The organism is Chroococcidiopsis sp., assembly GCF_051657925.1.
Lineage (GTDB): Bacteria > Cyanobacteriota > Cyanobacteriia > Cyanobacteriales > Chroococcidiopsidaceae > Chroococcidiopsis.
Window position 1 is genome coordinate 1 of the sequence record NZ_JBOFLP010000024.1, and the last position, 16,935, is coordinate 16,935.

The following is a 16,935-nucleotide window of genomic DNA, read 5'->3' on the forward strand; positions in this document are numbered from 1 at the left end:
ATCAATGTTACTGGTCATGTCAGTGGTGATAAAACCAGGGGCAACAGCATTGACAATAATGCCACGGGAGGCAAGTTCTTTCGCAACGGTTTTAGTAAATCCGATCGCCCCAGCTTTTGCTGCGCTATAGTTCGCTTGACCGGGATTGCCCATTTGTCCAGCTACCGAAGCAATATTAATGATGCGCCCGCTGCGTTGTTTGAGCATGATTTTGCTGACAGCTTTGGTACACAGGAATACACCTGTAAGATTGAGGTCGATGACTGCTTGCCAGTCTTCCGGTTTCATTCGCAATAACAAAGTATCGCGGGTAATACCAGCATTATTTACCAAAACATCAATTCGCTTCCATTTGTCTACGACAGCATTCACCAGAGTATCTACTTGAGCCGCATCTGAGACATCGGCTGGAATTGCGATCGCGCTACCTCCCGCCGCCTCAATTTCTTCTACAACTTCTTTAGCGGCGGAACTAGAACTTGCGTAGTTCACGACAACGTTCGCCCCTTCTGCGGCTAAACTCAAAGCGATCGCCCGTCCAATTCCTCGCGAAGCCCCGGTAACGATTGCAACTTGTTGGCGTAACCGTTGTAAATCCTCTGGCAATACTTCCATAAACAATGACTCTTACGTAGATACTCTCACTTAGCGATCGCACTTAAACCACCGCGCTAACCATCTTATCAAGAGTTATCAGTTATCAGTTATCAGTGGTCAGTTATCTGTAGAGAGTGACTAGTGATGATGAGAACTGGTGGCTAGCTACTCACAAATGACAACTGACAAATGACAAATGACCACTCACCGCTACTTGAGATATAACAGTAAAAAAACTGAGTTAAATCTCATGACTACTAAACAGCAGTTCAATAATTTTGCCGAAATGATCTCTGGTGCTGATGTGCCTGTACTGGTAGATTTTTACGCTGCATGGTGCGGTCCTTGCCAGATGATGGCTCCAATTTTAGAACAAGTCAACGAGCGTCTCAAATCTAAAATCCGTATTGTGAAAATCGATACTGATAAATATCCACAACTCGCCAGTCAATATCAAATTCATGCCTTGCCCACATTAGTACTATTTAAGCAGGGTCAACCAGTCGATCGCATTGAGGGCGTAGTACCAGCACCTAATTTAATCGAACATTTACAAGCTCTAATTTAGTGACAATATTTCATTCAATAAAAAGCCCGCATTTGCGGGCTTTTACTGTAGGAAAAAGCTATTTTATTAGCAATGATGACAATTATGATAACGGTAATGATATCAGTTATGACAGCAATGAATCGTCAGCGGTTGTCGCTGAAAAACTTTCAGGCGATCGCTCCGTTAACCAACTCATTTTTTCTTTGTCTTTCTTAACTTTAATTAACAATTCTAGATAAGCAATGGGTACGATAATTGGCCAAAAAAGAGTGACTATGACTAAAAATATTCTGAGTAGAAGTAATTGAGAGCGTTTGCCAAGGTCTCGCTGCATGATGTCTGCCCACTGAGTAAACAGACAAGCCGCGATTGTAATATAGAAAGTCGCCCCAGCAGTAATAATTGTTTGTAGCATCATTTTCTAAAAAGTCATTTTCTAAAAACAGGTTGAGTCTGAAAAGAATTCAGCAGCTACCCCAAACTAGCAGCGCGATCGACGAAGTTATCGTTAATACGCTCTTTTGAGCGCTATGTAGCCCGAACACCCTGTAACGATCTGACCCGAAAGCCATACCTAATCGACATTTATCCGTAGTACCTTGCTAGTGGCTTCCAAGCCGCAAAAGACTCTGACAATGAAATACGCCAGCCCAAAAAGCTATTCCAGACTAGTGCTATGAATGCTCGTATACCCTCACACGCGCTTCCAGCAATTCCCGATCTTGTTTATGTATTATTTCACACTTTTAACTTGCGGACAATACAGAGGCAGCGATCGGAGACAATGAAATTCAAACTCGATATATCTAATACTACGTTCGTACTGAAGATAGAAGACAGTTTATAAAGGTTTTCTTATACATCAAGAGAAGGTTAAGTAATATGAATAGACTGACAGCAACTCTACTCGTTTCTTGTCCCGACCGACAAGGATTAGTAGCAAAAATTGCTAATTTTATCTATGCCAATGGAGGTAACATTATCCATGCCGATCAGCATACAGACTTTGCTGCTGGTTTGTTTCTTACCCGAATTGAATGGCAATTAGAGGGTTTTCATCTACCGCGAGAGCTAATTGCGCCTGCCTTTGGCGCGATCGCACAGCCGCTAGAGGCTCAATGGCAACTACACTTGTCCGACACCATCCCGCGCCTTGCTATTTGGGTGAGTCGGCAAGAACATTGCTTATTCGATTTAATTCTTCGACAACAGGCAAAAGAGTATGCCGCAGAAATTCCCCTGATTATTAGCAATCATCCCGATTTAGAATGGGTGGCAAAACAATTTGGTATAGATTATTACTATATTCCCGTTAACAAAGATAACAAAGCGGCTCAAGAGGAAAAACAGTTAGAACTTTTGCACCAGTACGACATCGATCTTATCGTTCTGGCAAAATATATGCAAATTCTCAGTCCCGAATTTATTACCCGATTTCCTCAAGCAATTAACATTCACCATTCGTTCCTTCCTGCTTTTGTAGGCGCGAATCCATACCAGAAAGCTTACGAACGCGGAGTAAAAATTATCGGTGCTACCGCTCATTACGTAACATCAGAACTCGATGCTGGACCAATTATCGAACAAGATGTCGTCCGCATCAGCCATCGAGATGAGGTCAGCGACCTGATCCGTAAAGGTAAAGATTTAGAACGAGTCGTTTTAGCTAGAGCCGTGCGATCGCATTTACAACACCGTGTCTTAATTTACGGGAATAAGACTGTGGTGTTTGAGTAGTGAAAGAGATTATGCGCAGACTATCATGAAAAGCTGCTCTAACCGATAAAAATACAATTACAGTATTTTTACAGAGGATGATTTTAAGATATAAAATCTACAATCAATTCAGTTCTTAAGATTTTTCTAATATTTGTTCCATCTACAAAGGCAATTTCTATGTCAATTCTAGAGAAATTCTTCACCTTCGGCTTTGTCTCTACTTTTAGTGTAGCCCTCATAGCAACCTGGTGGCGCTATATTCCTAGCGTAATTGCTACTTACCGCAAGATTATGAGTAAGTATGGACAAACAGAATTAACAGTTAATAGTTAACTGTCAACTGTCAACAAATATTTCTCGGTTAACTGACGTTCTGTTCGATTAACTTCTGAGGTATTTGTTTCATTCTCATTTGGACTTTTAAAGCTAACTGACCTGCTTGCACCGTCATTTCTTCAACTCTGAGTGCTATTCCTTCTAGATCGAAATAGGGTAACTCCATCCATTGTTTGACTGTTTCCATTAATGACAGCGCAATCGCAAAAGATATTCCCTCTCCGCGATCGCATTGAAAATTCTCAACGATAACTGGTTGTTTCTGGGTACGAGGGCGAAATGTAGCTGTAAAACTAAGTGGCTGCGTTTCGCCTTTTTCATGCAACAAAATCTTACCATTGAAGAACATTGTGTTATTTCCTGGCAACTGTAATTGCATCTGCTGCATTTCTAAAATCACAGTTTTTCCATCTACGTTCAGTTTAAAATTACGTGCCTTTTTTAGCACGTACTCAGAATTTAAAGCGCGATTTAAATCTGGTTCTGTAATCACAATTTTGGCAATAGCATCTAACGGTTGCTCTAATTCAACCTTACCAAAAAGAGCGCTGAGTGGATTCACATCAACTTTATCCGTTTGCACCTCAATTTCTTGCAGGCGGATGTCTTTTTGTATAACTACACCTTGTCCAGTAAAATCTACTGAATCTGCTTGCCCTAAAATTAGCTTTAAGAGATTTGTTTGAATATCAACATCAATTTTTTCAGCGTTATCTACTTGGCTAGATATTCCTGCTACTGCTACTGCATCGATGACTTGTTCTTCTAACCGTGGCTCGTTATTCATCTCGCGATCGCATCCTTTTGACTCTGCTTGAGATCGATGGTAGACCCGCAGTATTAAGAAATGTATCTACAATTTGGCATAAGAATGAATAGTTGGGCGAGCAATACCTACCTTACTTATAACTAACAACTGACATTTGCATCCCATTTTCAGAGGGGACAATTGTAATACCTCGTCGAACTGGAGAAACGGGACGAGAATTTGCTAATTCTAATTCATACTGCGATAACACTGTAGCGAGTACGAGTTTCATTTCATATAACGAAAAAGCTGCACCAATACAACCGCGACTACCACCACCAAAGGGAAGATATTCAAAGGGTGAAAATTTTTGTTGTAGGAATCTTTCTGGGTGAAATTTTTCTGGTTGAGGATAGATTTCTGCTCTTCTATGGGTGAGATAGATAGAAGGTACGATAATGGTTCCAGCGTTGAATTTATCTCCAGCAATTTGTACGGAGTCTCTTACCATTCGAGGAGTACAAATTAAAGCAATGGGGTGAACTCGGAGGGATTCTTGACAGACAGCAGTAAGATAAGGAAGTTGGGCGATCGCATCTGGTTGAGTACGATCTGCATTATTCAATTCTTGTTGTAGGCGATCGCGGACTTGCGGATGAGAATGGATCAGGTAAAATGCCCATGCAAGGGCTGCTGCTGTAGTTTCATAGCCCAATAATAAAAGAGACATCAACTGATCGCGTAATTCCTCATCATTCATCTGCTGTCCCCGCTCGTCCCGCGCCGCCATTAACATTGATAAAATGTCGGTGCGTGTTGGATCGTTTTCTCGTCGCCGTTGCGATATTTCTGCATAGATTAATTTATCTATTTGTTGTCTGCGTCTGACGAAATGTCCCCAAGGACTCCACGCACCTAAATCTTTTTGTAATGGTGGAAAAAAGAATAAACTGGAGTACCAGGGAGTAGTAACATCTTCTAGGAGCGTACTTAACTTAACTTTTAATTGTTCGTACCTTTCCCCAGGACTAATACCGAATACGACTTGTAAAATAATTTGTAGAGTAATGTCGGGGAGGAAGTGGTTAATAGAAATCTGTTTGCCAACTTGCCATTGTTGAGTTACAGCTTGAGTAATTTGACAAATAATTTGCCCGTAAGTTTTCATGCGATCGCCATGAAAAGGAGGTAGCATTAATTGGCGTTGGCGTTGATGACTTTTCCCTTCTTGTAAAATTAAAGATTGCTCCCCCATCAAAGGTTGAAATACGTGAGTTGCTTTTTTATAATCAAAGTACTCTGAGGGAATGGCAAAAATTTCTTTAATTGCTTGTGGTTGGCTGAAAAATACAACTGGCGGAGAATTTAAACCTAAAACTCTTACAGCAAATGGGTCGCTGTATTTGTTGGCACAAGTGTTTAAAAACTCGATTGGATTGGCAATTAGCTGGAGCGTTTGCAGTAATGCTGGAGTTTTGTTTACCTCAGTTAACTTCATCTTAAATTGGTAGACAATGCTGCTACGGAGATTTATTTATATATTAACTAAAAATTATTTGAGCATAAAAATCTATTTATATTTATTAGGGTCGAAGCAGCAACAATTTTGAATAAAGTCCAACTGGTAAAAATACAGTTTAAAATTCTATCATATTATTTCGATCGCACTCAATAAATTTTCGATTGAAACTAATTTTTGTGCGCGCTCATCTGCGTCAGAATTTTTGCTGTAAACATGCGATCTATAGTTAGACAAATCCAACTGATATGTATAGACAGACCGTATACAACATAAAGCAGAGATTAAATGTAAAATAATTAAAATTATCTAAAAAGTACAAATACTCAAATTAGAGAGGGTCTTCAGCATGACGGCATCGACCGAAGCGGCAAAGATAGTAACACCAGAATTTTGTCAAGGAATTCAGTATTTTGGCGAAACTTTGCCAGGATTCGAGCAATATGGCAAACAAGCAGCGATCGCACCAAATAAAACTGCTATTACCGATCCTAGCGATCCGGCGGCTGTATTTCAAACCCTCCTCTATGCCGATGCCCTGCGCTATTTGACAGTCCAAGTTACGGGGAGTAAAGCTTCGGGACACCCTGGTGGCTTTGCCTCGCAAGTAGAAGCATATGCAGCCTTGGTGATGTTGGGCTACAAAAATATTATTACCGAAGTCGGACATCACGCCCCAGGATTTTACAGCGCCATGTTTTTAGATCGTTCGTTAGAAGACATGGGCATTACCACTGTACAACAATTGCGCGATCGCTTTCGCGAACACAACGGTTTACTCGGACACCTCTCTGGTTTCATACCTGGTATTCTCGCCCCCGCCGGACCATTAGGACAAGGGCAGCACTTCGCCATGTCAGCCGCCCGTCTCCACCCCGATAAATTATTCCCCGTCACGATTGGCGATGGTGGGTTGGGCGAACCCTACATCATGAGTAGCATGGCGCATTTCCACACAGCCTACCCAGGCGTGACAAATTTCTTACCAGTATTAGTGTGGAATGGCTACAGTCAGGAACACCACAGTATGGTGTCCACTCAATCCAACGAACGGATGATGGCATACTGGCACGGTAACGGTTTTGAAGAAGTCGTGTTAGTCGATGCCAAAGACTTTGACGACAAAAACCAACCAGGCGATTATGTCGATAGTACGGCTTTTTCCTTCGAGCAACGCTTAGCTTTCACCAAAGCCGTGTTAGTTGCAGCCGATGAAGCCGCCCGTTCTGCATTGAGTGGGACACTAACCGTATTAATTATTAAACAACTCAAAGGGGCAGGAGTCCACGCGAGGGGGGCAAAATCTCACAACTTGTATGCGATGCATACTCTCGATAACCCCGATATTGTCAACGCCCTTAAAACTCGTGCTTTAGCGCCTGCTGCATGGGAAATCGTGCGGACGAACTGCGAACGCGCTGGTGGTGGTTCGGCGAGTCGGGTAGCAGTAACGGAATCTGTATTACCGCTAGCAGAACTTGGGGAATTGCCGTTAGAAGAATATGCTGTAGGGGGAGATCCGAAAGTCTCGACAACGGCGATGGGTAAGTTGGTGGCGAAAGTGGGAGAATGCGATCGCAACTACATTGTTACCAACGCTGACGGTAACGAAGCTTCGGGAATTGCCAACATCAACCAAGCATTGAAGATTATCCACCCCACAGAAGATCCTGTATACAATCAAACCCCAGGCGGACAAGTTTACGAACCCCTAAGTGAAGATGCTTGTGCGGGTTTAGCTGCTGGTTCGGCGTTGATGGGTAGTCGAACTCTGTGGTGTTCTTATGAGTCTTTTGCGATTAACGGTTTACCAATTTGGCAAACGGTAACGCAAGCGATGGCAGAATTACGTCGTCCTACACCTTCTACCGTAACTCTATTTACTGCTGGGGCGTTAGAACAAGGACGTAACGGCTGGACGCACCAACGTCCTGAAATTGAAGCATATTTCGCCGCTATGATGCGCAATGGAAATGTATTTCCCCTATTTCCACCCGATGCAAACTCGATTCAAGTTTGTTATGATTGGGCGCTGACGACGAAGAATAAGGGTGTCGTGATTACTGCGAGTAAATCACCTTTACCAATTCGCACGACATTTGAACAAAGTCGCAAAGCGATTCAAGATGGCGCGGTGGTATTGCAAGAAATTAAGGGTAGTAAGACAGTAGTATTTGCTGTTATTGGCGATATGGTGTTGATGCCTGTATTTGAAGCTGCAACTTATTTAGAAGCGCAAGAAATTGGCGTGAGAATTGTTTCTGTCGTCAATCCTCGTCGTTTGTATCGTCCTAGCGATGTTGCTTGGGATAGCTGTTCTGAACCCGATGGAGAATTTTTAAATGATGCTGGGTTTGAAGCGTTATTTGGTGGCGATGCTTTGGTTGGAGTAGCATCTGGTGCGAGTGGGATGTTGGAACCAATTATGTTGCGCAGTCATTGTAAGCGCGATACTTTTGCCTGGAAGCGAGGAGAAACCACCGCAAGTCCCGCACAATTGATGGCGTTAAATGGGATGACGGCTGAGAATTTGGTGAAGCGCGCTTTGGAGTTAGTTGGTTAGTTGATATTCACGTGATGTTACGTCCCTACCTGGTTTATAACTAAGTGGGGGCTAACTATCCCAGACTAATTCTAGAGTAAAACAGACCAAAATTGTGCCTAATATTTTGACAGCAATTCAAACACTCGTTGCTTACCCAATCTCAGATCTAGTTAGCTATTACAAAGGCAAGAATAGAATCAACCAGATTGGAGACGCTTTAGAGTGCTTTATCAAAGATATATTTGCTGATACTGTAACTGAAACCGATGAGCAAAAAAAGTTATTAAAGTATTCTGAAGTTTTTTCCTATAGTGGTAATGCAAACAATCCACCAGATCTGATGTTGAAAAATGGTGATGCAGTAGAAATTAAAAAAATCGAATCATTAGGAGCTAGCATTGCGTTAAATAGTTCTTATCCAAAATCAAAATTATTTTGTAATAGTCCGCTAATCACAAGCCACTGCCGTACTTGTGAAGATTGGCAAGAAAAAGATATTATTTATGCAATTGGAGTTACAGAAGACAAAAAAATCAAACTTCTTTGGCTGGTTTATGGCGATTGCTACGCTGCCGATCGCGAAATATATGAAAAAATCACTAATACAATAGCCAATGGTATTAATCAAATTCCAGGAGTCGAGTTTTCTAAAACAAAAGAATTAGGCAGAGTCAATAAAGTAGATCCTCTAAAAATAACTTACCTCCGAATCAGAGGAATGTGGGGGATTCAAAATCCACTCTCGGTTTTTGATTATGCAAACTTGGGCTATGATAAGGACTTGAACTTTCAAGCGATAGCCATTATGAAAACTAGTAAGTATTTATCTTTTCCTATCCAAGATAGAGAACGACTTGAAGCTAGATTAGATTGTAAATTGCAGATGTTTGACGTACAGATTAAATCTCCGAATAATCCCATACAGTTGATGTCTGCTAAAATAATCAATTATAAAAAATAATTTTTACTTCTGATTAAGAGCAATAGATGAATGTAGTATCTTTATTTTCCGGTTGTGGTGGTTTAGATTTAGGATTTCATCAAGCTGGCTTCAATATTATTTGGGCAAATGAATACGATAGAGCGATTTGGGATACTTACGAAATAAACCATCAAGGCACAACGCTAGATAAACGAGACATCAGAAGTATTCAATCTGATGAAATTCCCGATTGTATTGGAATAATTGGTGGACCTCCTTGTCAGAGCTGGAGTGAAGCAGGTGCTGGTAGAGGAATTCATGATAGTAGAGGTCAATTATTTTATGAATATATTAGAATCTTAAAAGACAAAAAACCTCTTTTCTTTTTAGCAGAAAATGTTAGTGGAATATTAGCCGATAAGCACGCACAAGCATTCACTAACATTCTCTATCAATTTAAAGATGCGGGCTATGAATTGGCTTATAAGCTATTAAATTCTCAAAACTTTGAAGTACCCCAAGATAGAAAAAGAGTTATTATTATTGGCTACAGAGAAGACATGGGGGGCGAATTTGACTTTCCGAAAGGAAGTCCCAAGAATTTTACATTGAGAGATGCCATATACGATCTTAATTTGGTGGAACCTATAAAAATAAGTGGTTATTTAGATAAAAAACATCAGAAAATACCTAATCACGAATATTTAGATAGTAGTTTTTCTAGCATTTATATGTCAAGAAATAGGGTTAGAAGTTGGGATGAACCATCTTTTACTATTCAGGCTGGTGGTAGACATGCCCCAATACATCCTCAAGCAAATAAAATGATCTGGTTGGCAAAAGATAAATGGATGTTTGACTCTGACTCGCCTAAGCCATATCGTCGATTATCAGTGAGAGAATGTGCTAGGATTCAGACATTTCCAGATGATTTTATTTTTCAATACAGCAATATAACTGACGGATACAAAATGGTTGGGAATGCTGTACCTGTGAATTTAGCTAGAATTTTGGCAACCAAGATAAAAGAAGATATACGGCAGTATCTTACTTTGGGTGTTTGTAAAACTTTGCGACAACATCAACTGTGTATGCAACTAACTTTATTAAATTCCGAATCTAATTTTTTCATTCCAGAAATATAGAGACTTATTTATAAAATACCGCTCGTCTTCCTTAAAATTCATTTAATCGCAAACGATCGCACTAATTTAAAACTCGCACATGAGCAATTTCTCTACCACCAACGGAACGAACCTGTTCATTAGACAGTGAAACAATTGCTACCGTTTCTCCGTCTAAAGTCATAAATTCTACTTCATATCCTTGACGATTTTGATGTACTAAAACAACAGTGCCAATATCACCTTTTTCTAAACTATATTCTGGAATATTAGTTGTTAGAACGACGCGATCGAGTTCTTGGATCATTATTCACTCAGTAAAGAAGCTGTCAAAGTTTTTGCAAATTTTGGTTAAGTGTTAGATCGTCAAACTGGAAGCCACATGATACTTTGGCACGATTCAAAACCCACTCTATCAGTACCAAATCATCGAGAATTAGCACCAGGATTGCTGAGAAGTTCGATTCGACAAGCGGGAATGACGGTAGATGAATTTCAGGCAAATAGATAAAAATAAATAAGTCGGCAACCCCTGACAACTGCTCCCTGCTCCCTGCTCCCTATTAAAGGCGTTACCCTGGAAAGAATAGAAGCTAAACGCCAGCTATTTTTCATCCATCCCAGGTTGACCCTTACCATGCTGCAATCCTATTTCGATACAGACAATAACGGTCATAAACATAAATCTTTTGAGCTTCCAGGGGCAAAACCCCACTATAATCCCGATCGCCCTGGACAAGTCGAGCATATTTTTCTCGATCTCAATTTAGATATCCTCAACCAAAGCTATGACGGGACTTGCACGATTCAACTCAAACCCGTCCGCAACGGAATCGATCGCCTGACGCTAGATGCAGTCAGTCTGAATATTCACTCAGTCCAAGTAGACGCTACCTCAACTACATATGATTATGACGGGCAACAGCTACAGGTACATCTAGCTAACCCCACACAAACTGGGCAATCAATTAAAATTGCGATCGCCTACTCAGTTGCGAAACCCCAACGCGGAATTTACTTTATCACCCCAGATAAACACTACCCCAACAAACCAGTCCAAGTCTGGACGCAAGGAGAAGATGAAGACTCCCGTTTTTGGTTTCCCTGCTTCGACTACCCAGGACAACTCGCAACTTCAGAAATTCGGGTGCGCGTCCCCAAACCTTACATTGCCATTTCCAACGGCAGATTAATCCACACTGAAGAAAACGGCGACTATAAAATCTTTCACTGGTTGCAAGAGCAAGTCCACCCATCCTATTTAATGACTTTAGCAGTAGGAGACTTTGCGGAAATCCAGGATGAATGGAACGGCAAACCCGTCACTTACTACGTAGAAAAAGGCAGAGAGGAAGATGCGCGGCGCAGCATGGGCAAAACTCCCTGTATGGTGGAATTCTTCAGCCAGAAGTACGGTTATCCTTATGCTTTTCCCAAATACGCTCAAGTCTGCGTAGATGATTTTATTTTTGGTGGGATGGAAAATACGTCTACCACCCTGCTGACAGATAGATGTTTATTAGACGAACGGGCGGCGATTGACAACCGCCTCACGGAAAGCCTAGTCGCACACGAACTCGCCCATCAGTGGTTTGGCGATTTAGTTGTGATTAAACACTGGTCTCATGCTTGGATTAAAGAAGGCATGGCATCCTACTCTGAAGTCATGTGGACGGAACAGGAGTATGGAGCCGAAGATGCTGCTTACTATCGCTTGCTAGAAGCCCGCAACTATCTGGCTGAAGACAGCAGCCGCTATCGTCGCCCGATCGTGACGCACGTTTATCGAGAAGCGATCGAATTATACGATCGCCACTTGTATGAAAAGGGTTCCTGCGTCTACCACATGATTCGGGCAGAGTTGGGAGAAGAGTTATTTTGGCGGGCAATCCAAACTTTCGTGCAAGATAACGCTCACAATACTGTAGAAACTGTAGATTTACTCCGCACTATTGAGAAAATTACAGGGCGAAATCTTTTATTTCTCTTCGATCAATATGTTTATCGCGGCGGTCATCCTGAATTCAAAGTTGCTTACACATGGGATGGCGATAGCAAATTAGCGAAGGTGACAGTTACTCAAACTCAAAACGAGCTATTCGATTTGAAAATTCCGATCGCTTTTGGGTATACACGGGAGTCGGGAGTCGGGAGTCGGGAGTCGGGGAAGAATGCTGAGGGAGAAATCTCAAATGCTACTACTCACTGTAAAGCCTTTACTGTGCGCGTTAATGAGAAGGAACAGAGTTTTTACTTTCCTTTAGAAGAGAAACCTCAGTTTATTAGCTTTGATGCTAATAATAATTACTTAAAAACCGTGTCTTTAGAATATTCCATCCCTGAACTGAAGGCACAGTTGCAATTCGACCCCGATCCGATTTCTCGGATCTACGCAGCTGAAGCTTTGGGGAAAAAAGGTGGTCTAGAGGCGCTCAATGCCCTCGCTGAAGCATTGAAAAGCGATCGCTTTTGGGGTGTCAAAGTAGAAGTCGCGAAACAATTAGCTCAAATTAAGCTCGACCAAGCTTTTGAAGCTTTAGTTGTCGGATTGAACGATGAAAATCCCTTGGTACGACGTGCCGTAGTCGAGGCTTTGGGTAACATCAAAACTTATGCGAGTTACAAAGCCCTGAAGCCGATTGTGGAAGATGGCGAGCGAAGTTATTACGTAGAAGCAGCCGCAGCCAGGGCAATTGGTATTATCGCCGCTGCCAAATTGGAGGAAAAGCCCAGGGAAGAAAAAGTCTTAAAGTTGCTCAGATCGATTTTAGAAAACAAAGCAGGCTGGAACGAAGTCGTGCGCTCTGGGGCGATCGCGGGCTTGAGTCAAATGAAAACCTCAGCCGAGGCACTAGACCTGATTCTAGAATACACCCGCTTAGGAGTTCCTCAAGCCTTGCGCCTTGCAGCCGTTCGCGCCCTCGGAGCCATCTCCACAGGTCAATCTGCTGCCAATTTAGAGCGGATTCTAGAGCGATTAACCGAATTAGCCCAGGAGAGTTTCTTCCTCACCCAAGTCTCGGTTGTTACTGCCTTGGGACAAATGGAAACTCCCAAAGCGATCGCGATTTTACAAACTCTAGCAACGCAATCCCTTGATGGACGAGTCCAACGGATTGCCGAAGAAGCCGTATCAAAAGTACAGAGTGCTGCGGGTTCAGAGCAAGCTGTCAAGCAACTACGCGATGAAATCGACCAGCTCAAAAAACAAAACCAAACCCTGATGAGTCGGCTGGAAAGTCTGGAGGCTAAAGCTGCTAACTAGGGGCGAGGAGCGAGGAGTGAGGGAGCTGGAGAAAGCAGGGAAGCATGGGAGCTGAGGAGCTGAGGAGCTGAGGAGCTGAGGAGCAACAACTATCAACCGTCAACCAACAACCAATTACCCATTACCCATTACCAATCCCAAATTCCCTCACTCCTCGCTCCTCGCTCCTCCTCTTAACTTTTCTTATCAATTGATTTGTACTTTTATATACTATGTTAAGAATAGATACAATTTAAATAACGTATTCTACGTATAAGAAGAGATCGACAGGGCAGTTTTAAAAGGCTATAGTTGACTGTTTGGGAATCTAAGCCGATTGACTCGTAGTTAAAAGTAGTCACGAGATTACCCTGGTTAGTAAACGAGTGTAAATATCCGATTTTAAAGAGGCAAGTCAAGGCGTGGGTCAGTATCAACTCGCTCAGCTTAAACGCTACGATCCAGAAGCGATCGCGCAGTATTATCGCTTCCGTCCTTTGCTGGCTGTAGCGCGGGCTTTCAAGATCGTATGGTTGTTTGCTGGGTTTATTTTTGGTTTAAAGTGGGACGATTGGCGCGATCGCGAAGAAGAAAATAAGCTCAAACGAGCCGTCCAACTGCGGCAGCTCCTTACCGATCTGGGTCCAACGTTTATCAAAGTCGGTCAAGCGCTGTCCACTCGCCCAGACTTAGTGAGAAAAGATTTTCTGGACGAACTGGTAAAACTGCAAGACCAACTACCTGCCTTCGAGCAGGAAATCGCTTTCCGCACGATTGAAGCCGAACTCGGACGTTCGGTTGAAGAAGTTTACAGCCAAATATCGCCACAACCTGTAGCTGCTGCAAGTTTGGGACAAGTATATCGCGCTCGGCTCCATAGTGGTGAAGAAGTTGCCGTTAAGGTACAGCGTCCGAATTTACGCCCGACGATTACCCTCGACCTTTACTTAATGCGTTGGGCAGCGAGTTGGCTATCTCCTTGGTTACCGCTCAATCTCGGTCACGATCTGAGGATGATTGTAGACGAATTTGGGACGAAGTTATTTGAGGAAATTGATTACCTCAACGAAGGACGGAACGCCGAAAAGTTTGCGACCAACTTCCGCAACGATCCTCACGTCAAAGTTCCTTTAATTTACTGGCGCTACACGAATACTCGCGTTCTGACCTTGGAGTGGATTAACGGATTTAAGCTGAATGACACTACCAGCATCCAAGCTGCGGGATTGAATACAGACGAACTAATCCAAATTGGTGTAACAGCTGGACTGCAACAGCTACTAGAACACGGATTCTTTCATGCTGACCCCCATCCAGGTAATTTATTTGCCATGCCAGACGGACGGATGGCTTACATTGACTTCGGCATGATGGATCAATTGGACGAGCGGACAAAAGAAACGCTGGTCGATGCGATCGTGCATCTGGTGAATAAAGACTATGATGAATTGGCAGAAGATTACGTCAAGCTAGGATTTCTCACGCCGGACACTGATATTCGCCCAATTATCCCAGCTTTAGAAGCAGTCTGGGGTAGCGCGATCGGTAAAAATGTGGGAGATTTTAATTTCAAAACCATCACCGACTCCTATTCGGAGTTGATGTATGACTATCCTTTCCGCGTACCTTCTAAATTTGCGCTAATTATCCGTTCTTTGATTACGCAAGAAGGAATTGCCCTCAGCCTCAATCCTGATTTCAAGATTATCGAAGTTGCCTATCCCTATGTAGCACGGCGGTTACTGACGGGTGAAACCCCCGAACTGCGGCGCAGGTTACTCAATCTCTTGTTCAAAAATGGTAAGTTTCAGTGGCAGCGGTTGGAAGATTTGCTCGACATCGCCAGCGCTGACGACAGTTTTGATATTCTACCCACCGCTCAACTCGGCTTGCAGTATCTTCTATCTGAAGAAGGGAAATACCTACGGCAACAATTGGTGATGGCACTGACGGAAGACGATCGCCTGCATACAGCAGAAGTACAGCGGATCTGGAATTTAGTCAAGGATGAGATTCAGCCCGCACGTCTGTTTGATGCCGCGATTGGAGCGATCGCCAATCTATCTAGAGAAAGAGCGGCGGCGATTCTCCCGACAGCAGTTTTTTCACTCATTGCTACCCCAGATCGAGAGCGGTAAGGGGATACATGATGGATGCAAAAGGGTAAGATGTTGAGAGTCACAAAAATTAAAATTAAAAATTTGTAACTTTTGCGCTCGCTTGTCAGATCGAATTCAGTTAATCGACTGGAATGCAAGGGCAGGTTGCTCGGTCGATGTTATCGACTGTAAGGGCGGGTTTTGTTGAGAGATCTCTATTACTTATAGGAATAGCTCGATAAACCCGCCCCTACGAGGGTCTCGCCCCGATCGCTCTTTTCGTCCATTAAAAAAGGTATCTTCCATGTTTTACCCGTCCACTCCGCCTTATTTCCTGCTCGTTGCAGGTTTGTTTGTCGCCTTGACTTCTGGAGCGGCGTTTTCTGGCACGCTCAAACAGCTGCTACAAAAATGGTCGAGCGATCGCGCCACCGATGCCGATACAATGGCTAAAATCCGCACCGGACAATTAATTTTCCCTTTTTTGGGCATGGCTGTCGGTGTTTGCGTCTTTCTTGCCTCTGGGATTGAAATTTTTGGCTTCCCCATCATGATGTCTTATGCTTTTGCCGTTCCCCTGACGTTACTGACTGGTTTGTTAGTCTGGTATCAGTTGGGAAGCATGTTTGCTTTAGCAGAACGGGAAGGATTTCAAGCTTTTAATCTTGATTCTTGGGAATAATTTATCAGTCATTGGTCATTTGTAATGGTTCATAAATAGGGTGAGCATTGCTCACCTTATTTTTATACATCAGTGCTTTAGATCGAAAAATTGTGTTGCTGCAAGATTTTCAACCTTTGTGCGCGATCGCGACGACTTCTATTGGCGCGAACAGATTGCGGTCTATTTGTCAACCTAATAATTCAGTCTGGGTTCCAGAGTCTCTGTCGAGTCTTGGCGGAGTGCAAGCCTACTCAGGTTCGCTCAAATCTCACGTAGCCGAATTGTGGCAGTCTCACCGCGCCTTCGTTTTTTGTTTGGCAACTGGGGCAGTTGTGAGGATCGTTGCACCTTTATTGCAAAGCAAAGCCACCGATCCGGCAGTTGTGGTTGTCGATGAGGCAGGAAAGTTTGTCATTAGTCTGTGCGGCGGACATCAAGGCGGTGCTGACAAGATCGCAAAAATAATTGCCCAGCTCATCGATGCAACTCCAATATTAACCAGCGCTTCTACAAGTTTAGGATTACCCGCCATAGATTTATTGGGCGTTCCCTTTGGGTGGCATAAAGGTAGAGGAGATTGGACGGAAGTGAGTGCGGCAGTAGTGCGTGGAGAGCCCGTACAAGTCATTCAAGAAGCTGGTTCTACCTTGTGGCGATCGACAGCCAGCGTCCGGCAGTCAAATTTGAGGTTTGAGGCATCTCCTGACGCAACAGCCAAAATTTGGATTACACCACGCCCGATCCAGGAGGCACGATCGCCTCAAATCCAATGGCATCCCCGTGTCTTGTGGCTGGGAATCGGTTGCGAACGGGGAACCTCAAGACAACTGATTGAAGCTGCAATCGGGCAAGTCTGCCGAGAAAATCA

General features: G+C 43.1%; 17 protein-coding genes. 11 read left to right on the forward strand and 6 right to left on the reverse strand.

Annotated features, from left to right (window positions below):
• On the reverse strand, window positions 1-615 hold a 615-nt coding region (locus ACRC32_RS01755; protein ID WP_438552364.1), incomplete at its 3' end, for a 3-oxoacyl-ACP reductase family protein.
• Between the two features lie 232 nt (window positions 616-847).
• Here ACRC32_RS01755 and trxA point away from each other — a divergent pair.
• Complete coding sequence (gene trxA, locus ACRC32_RS01760; protein WP_106544051.1) at window positions 848-1,165, forward strand: thioredoxin; 318 nt, start codon at window positions 848-850, stop codon at window positions 1,163-1,165.
• A gap of 106 nt (window positions 1,166-1,271) precedes the next feature.
• On the opposite strand, the gene ACRC32_RS01765 is transcribed toward trxA, so the two are convergent.
• Window positions 1,272-1,565: a hypothetical protein gene (locus tag ACRC32_RS01765; protein ID WP_438552365.1), complete on the reverse strand. Its 294-nt coding sequence runs from the start codon at window positions 1,563-1,565 to the stop codon at window positions 1,272-1,274.
• 464 nt (window positions 1,566-2,029) lie between these two features.
• Here ACRC32_RS01765 and purU point away from each other — a divergent pair, with 464 nt between their 5' ends.
• Window positions 2,030-2,884 carry a formyltetrahydrofolate deformylase gene (gene purU, locus ACRC32_RS01770; protein ID WP_438552366.1) on the forward strand — a complete coding sequence of 285 codons (855 nt, stop codon included), beginning with the start codon at window positions 2,030-2,032 and terminating at the stop codon, window positions 2,882-2,884.
• A 159-nt stretch (window positions 2,885-3,043) separates the two neighbouring features.
• Window positions 3,044-3,199, forward strand: a complete 156-nt coding sequence (locus ACRC32_RS01775; RefSeq protein ID WP_438552367.1) for a hypothetical protein — start codon at window positions 3,044-3,046, stop codon at window positions 3,197-3,199.
• 28 nt (window positions 3,200-3,227) lie between these two features.
• Here the strand turns inward: ACRC32_RS01775 and ACRC32_RS01780 are convergent, their stop codons facing one another.
• Together ACRC32_RS01780 and ACRC32_RS01785 are read right to left on the reverse strand one after the other, a co-directional pair.
• Window positions 3,228-3,989, reverse strand: a complete 762-nt coding sequence (locus tag ACRC32_RS01780; RefSeq protein WP_438552368.1) for an LmeA family phospholipid-binding protein — start codon at window positions 3,987-3,989, stop codon at window positions 3,228-3,230.
• Window positions 3,990-4,101: 112 nt separating this feature from the next.
• On the reverse strand, window positions 4,102-5,448 hold the full coding sequence (locus ACRC32_RS01785; protein WP_438552369.1) for a cytochrome P450: 1,347 nt from the start codon (window positions 5,446-5,448) through the stop codon (window positions 4,102-4,104).
• 370 nt (window positions 5,449-5,818) lie between these two features.
• Between ACRC32_RS01785 and ACRC32_RS01790 the strand changes: the two genes are divergently transcribed.
• From ACRC32_RS01790 to ACRC32_RS01800, 3 genes are all read left to right on the forward strand, one after another.
• On the forward strand, window positions 5,819-8,032 hold the full coding sequence (locus ACRC32_RS01790; RefSeq protein ID WP_438552370.1) for a phosphoketolase: 2,214 nt from the start codon (window positions 5,819-5,821) through the stop codon (window positions 8,030-8,032).
• A 94-nt stretch (window positions 8,033-8,126) separates the two neighbouring features.
• Window positions 8,127-8,975 (forward strand): NgoPII family restriction endonuclease, encoded by an 849-nt coding sequence (locus tag ACRC32_RS01795; RefSeq protein ID WP_438552371.1) that lies wholly within the window; start codon window positions 8,127-8,129, stop codon window positions 8,973-8,975.
• A gap of 26 nt (window positions 8,976-9,001) precedes the next feature.
• A complete protein-coding gene (locus ACRC32_RS01800; protein ID WP_438552372.1) occupies window positions 9,002-10,081 on the forward strand; it encodes a DNA cytosine methyltransferase in 1,080 nt (359 codons plus the stop codon).
• A gap of 61 nt (window positions 10,082-10,142) precedes the next feature.
• On the opposite strand, the gene ACRC32_RS01805 is transcribed toward ACRC32_RS01800, so the two are convergent.
• The gene (locus tag ACRC32_RS01805; protein WP_438552373.1) at window positions 10,143-10,367 is read right to left on the reverse strand and encodes a DUF4926 domain-containing protein; all 225 of its coding nucleotides are present in this window, start codon (window positions 10,365-10,367) and stop codon (window positions 10,143-10,145) included.
• A 48-nt stretch (window positions 10,368-10,415) separates the two neighbouring features.
• Between ACRC32_RS01805 and ACRC32_RS01810 the strand changes: the two genes are divergently transcribed.
• Complete coding sequence (locus ACRC32_RS01810) at window positions 10,416-10,571, forward strand: type II toxin-antitoxin system HicA family toxin (protein ID WP_438552374.1); 156 nt, start codon at window positions 10,416-10,418, stop codon at window positions 10,569-10,571.
• Here ACRC32_RS01810 and ACRC32_RS01815 read toward each other — a convergent pair.
• Window positions 10,556-10,699 carry a hypothetical protein gene (locus ACRC32_RS01815; protein ID WP_438552375.1) on the reverse strand — a complete coding sequence of 48 codons (144 nt, stop codon included), beginning with the start codon at window positions 10,697-10,699 and terminating at the stop codon, window positions 10,556-10,558. The genes ACRC32_RS01810 and ACRC32_RS01815 overlap by 16 nt on opposite strands.
• Between ACRC32_RS01815 and ACRC32_RS01820 the strand changes: the two genes are divergently transcribed.
• The 4 genes from ACRC32_RS01820 to ACRC32_RS01835 all read left to right on the forward strand — a co-directional run.
• Window positions 10,698-13,325, forward strand: a complete 2,628-nt coding sequence (locus ACRC32_RS01820) for a M1 family aminopeptidase (protein ID WP_438552376.1) — start codon at window positions 10,698-10,700, stop codon at window positions 13,323-13,325. The genes ACRC32_RS01815 and ACRC32_RS01820 overlap by 2 nt on opposite strands.
• A 401-nt stretch (window positions 13,326-13,726) precedes the next feature.
• Window positions 13,727-15,442 carry an ABC1 kinase family protein gene (locus tag ACRC32_RS01825; protein ID WP_438552377.1) on the forward strand — a complete coding sequence of 572 codons (1,716 nt, stop codon included), beginning with the start codon at window positions 13,727-13,729 and terminating at the stop codon, window positions 15,440-15,442.
• A gap of 265 nt (window positions 15,443-15,707) precedes the next feature.
• The gene (locus ACRC32_RS01830) at window positions 15,708-16,085 is read left to right on the forward strand and encodes a hypothetical protein (protein WP_438552378.1); all 378 of its coding nucleotides are present in this window, start codon (window positions 15,708-15,710) and stop codon (window positions 16,083-16,085) included.
• A 47-nt stretch (window positions 16,086-16,132) separates the two neighbouring features.
• The coding region (locus ACRC32_RS01835; protein ID WP_438552379.1) for a cobalt-precorrin 5A hydrolase at window positions 16,133-16,935 on the forward strand (803 nt) is incomplete at its 3' end.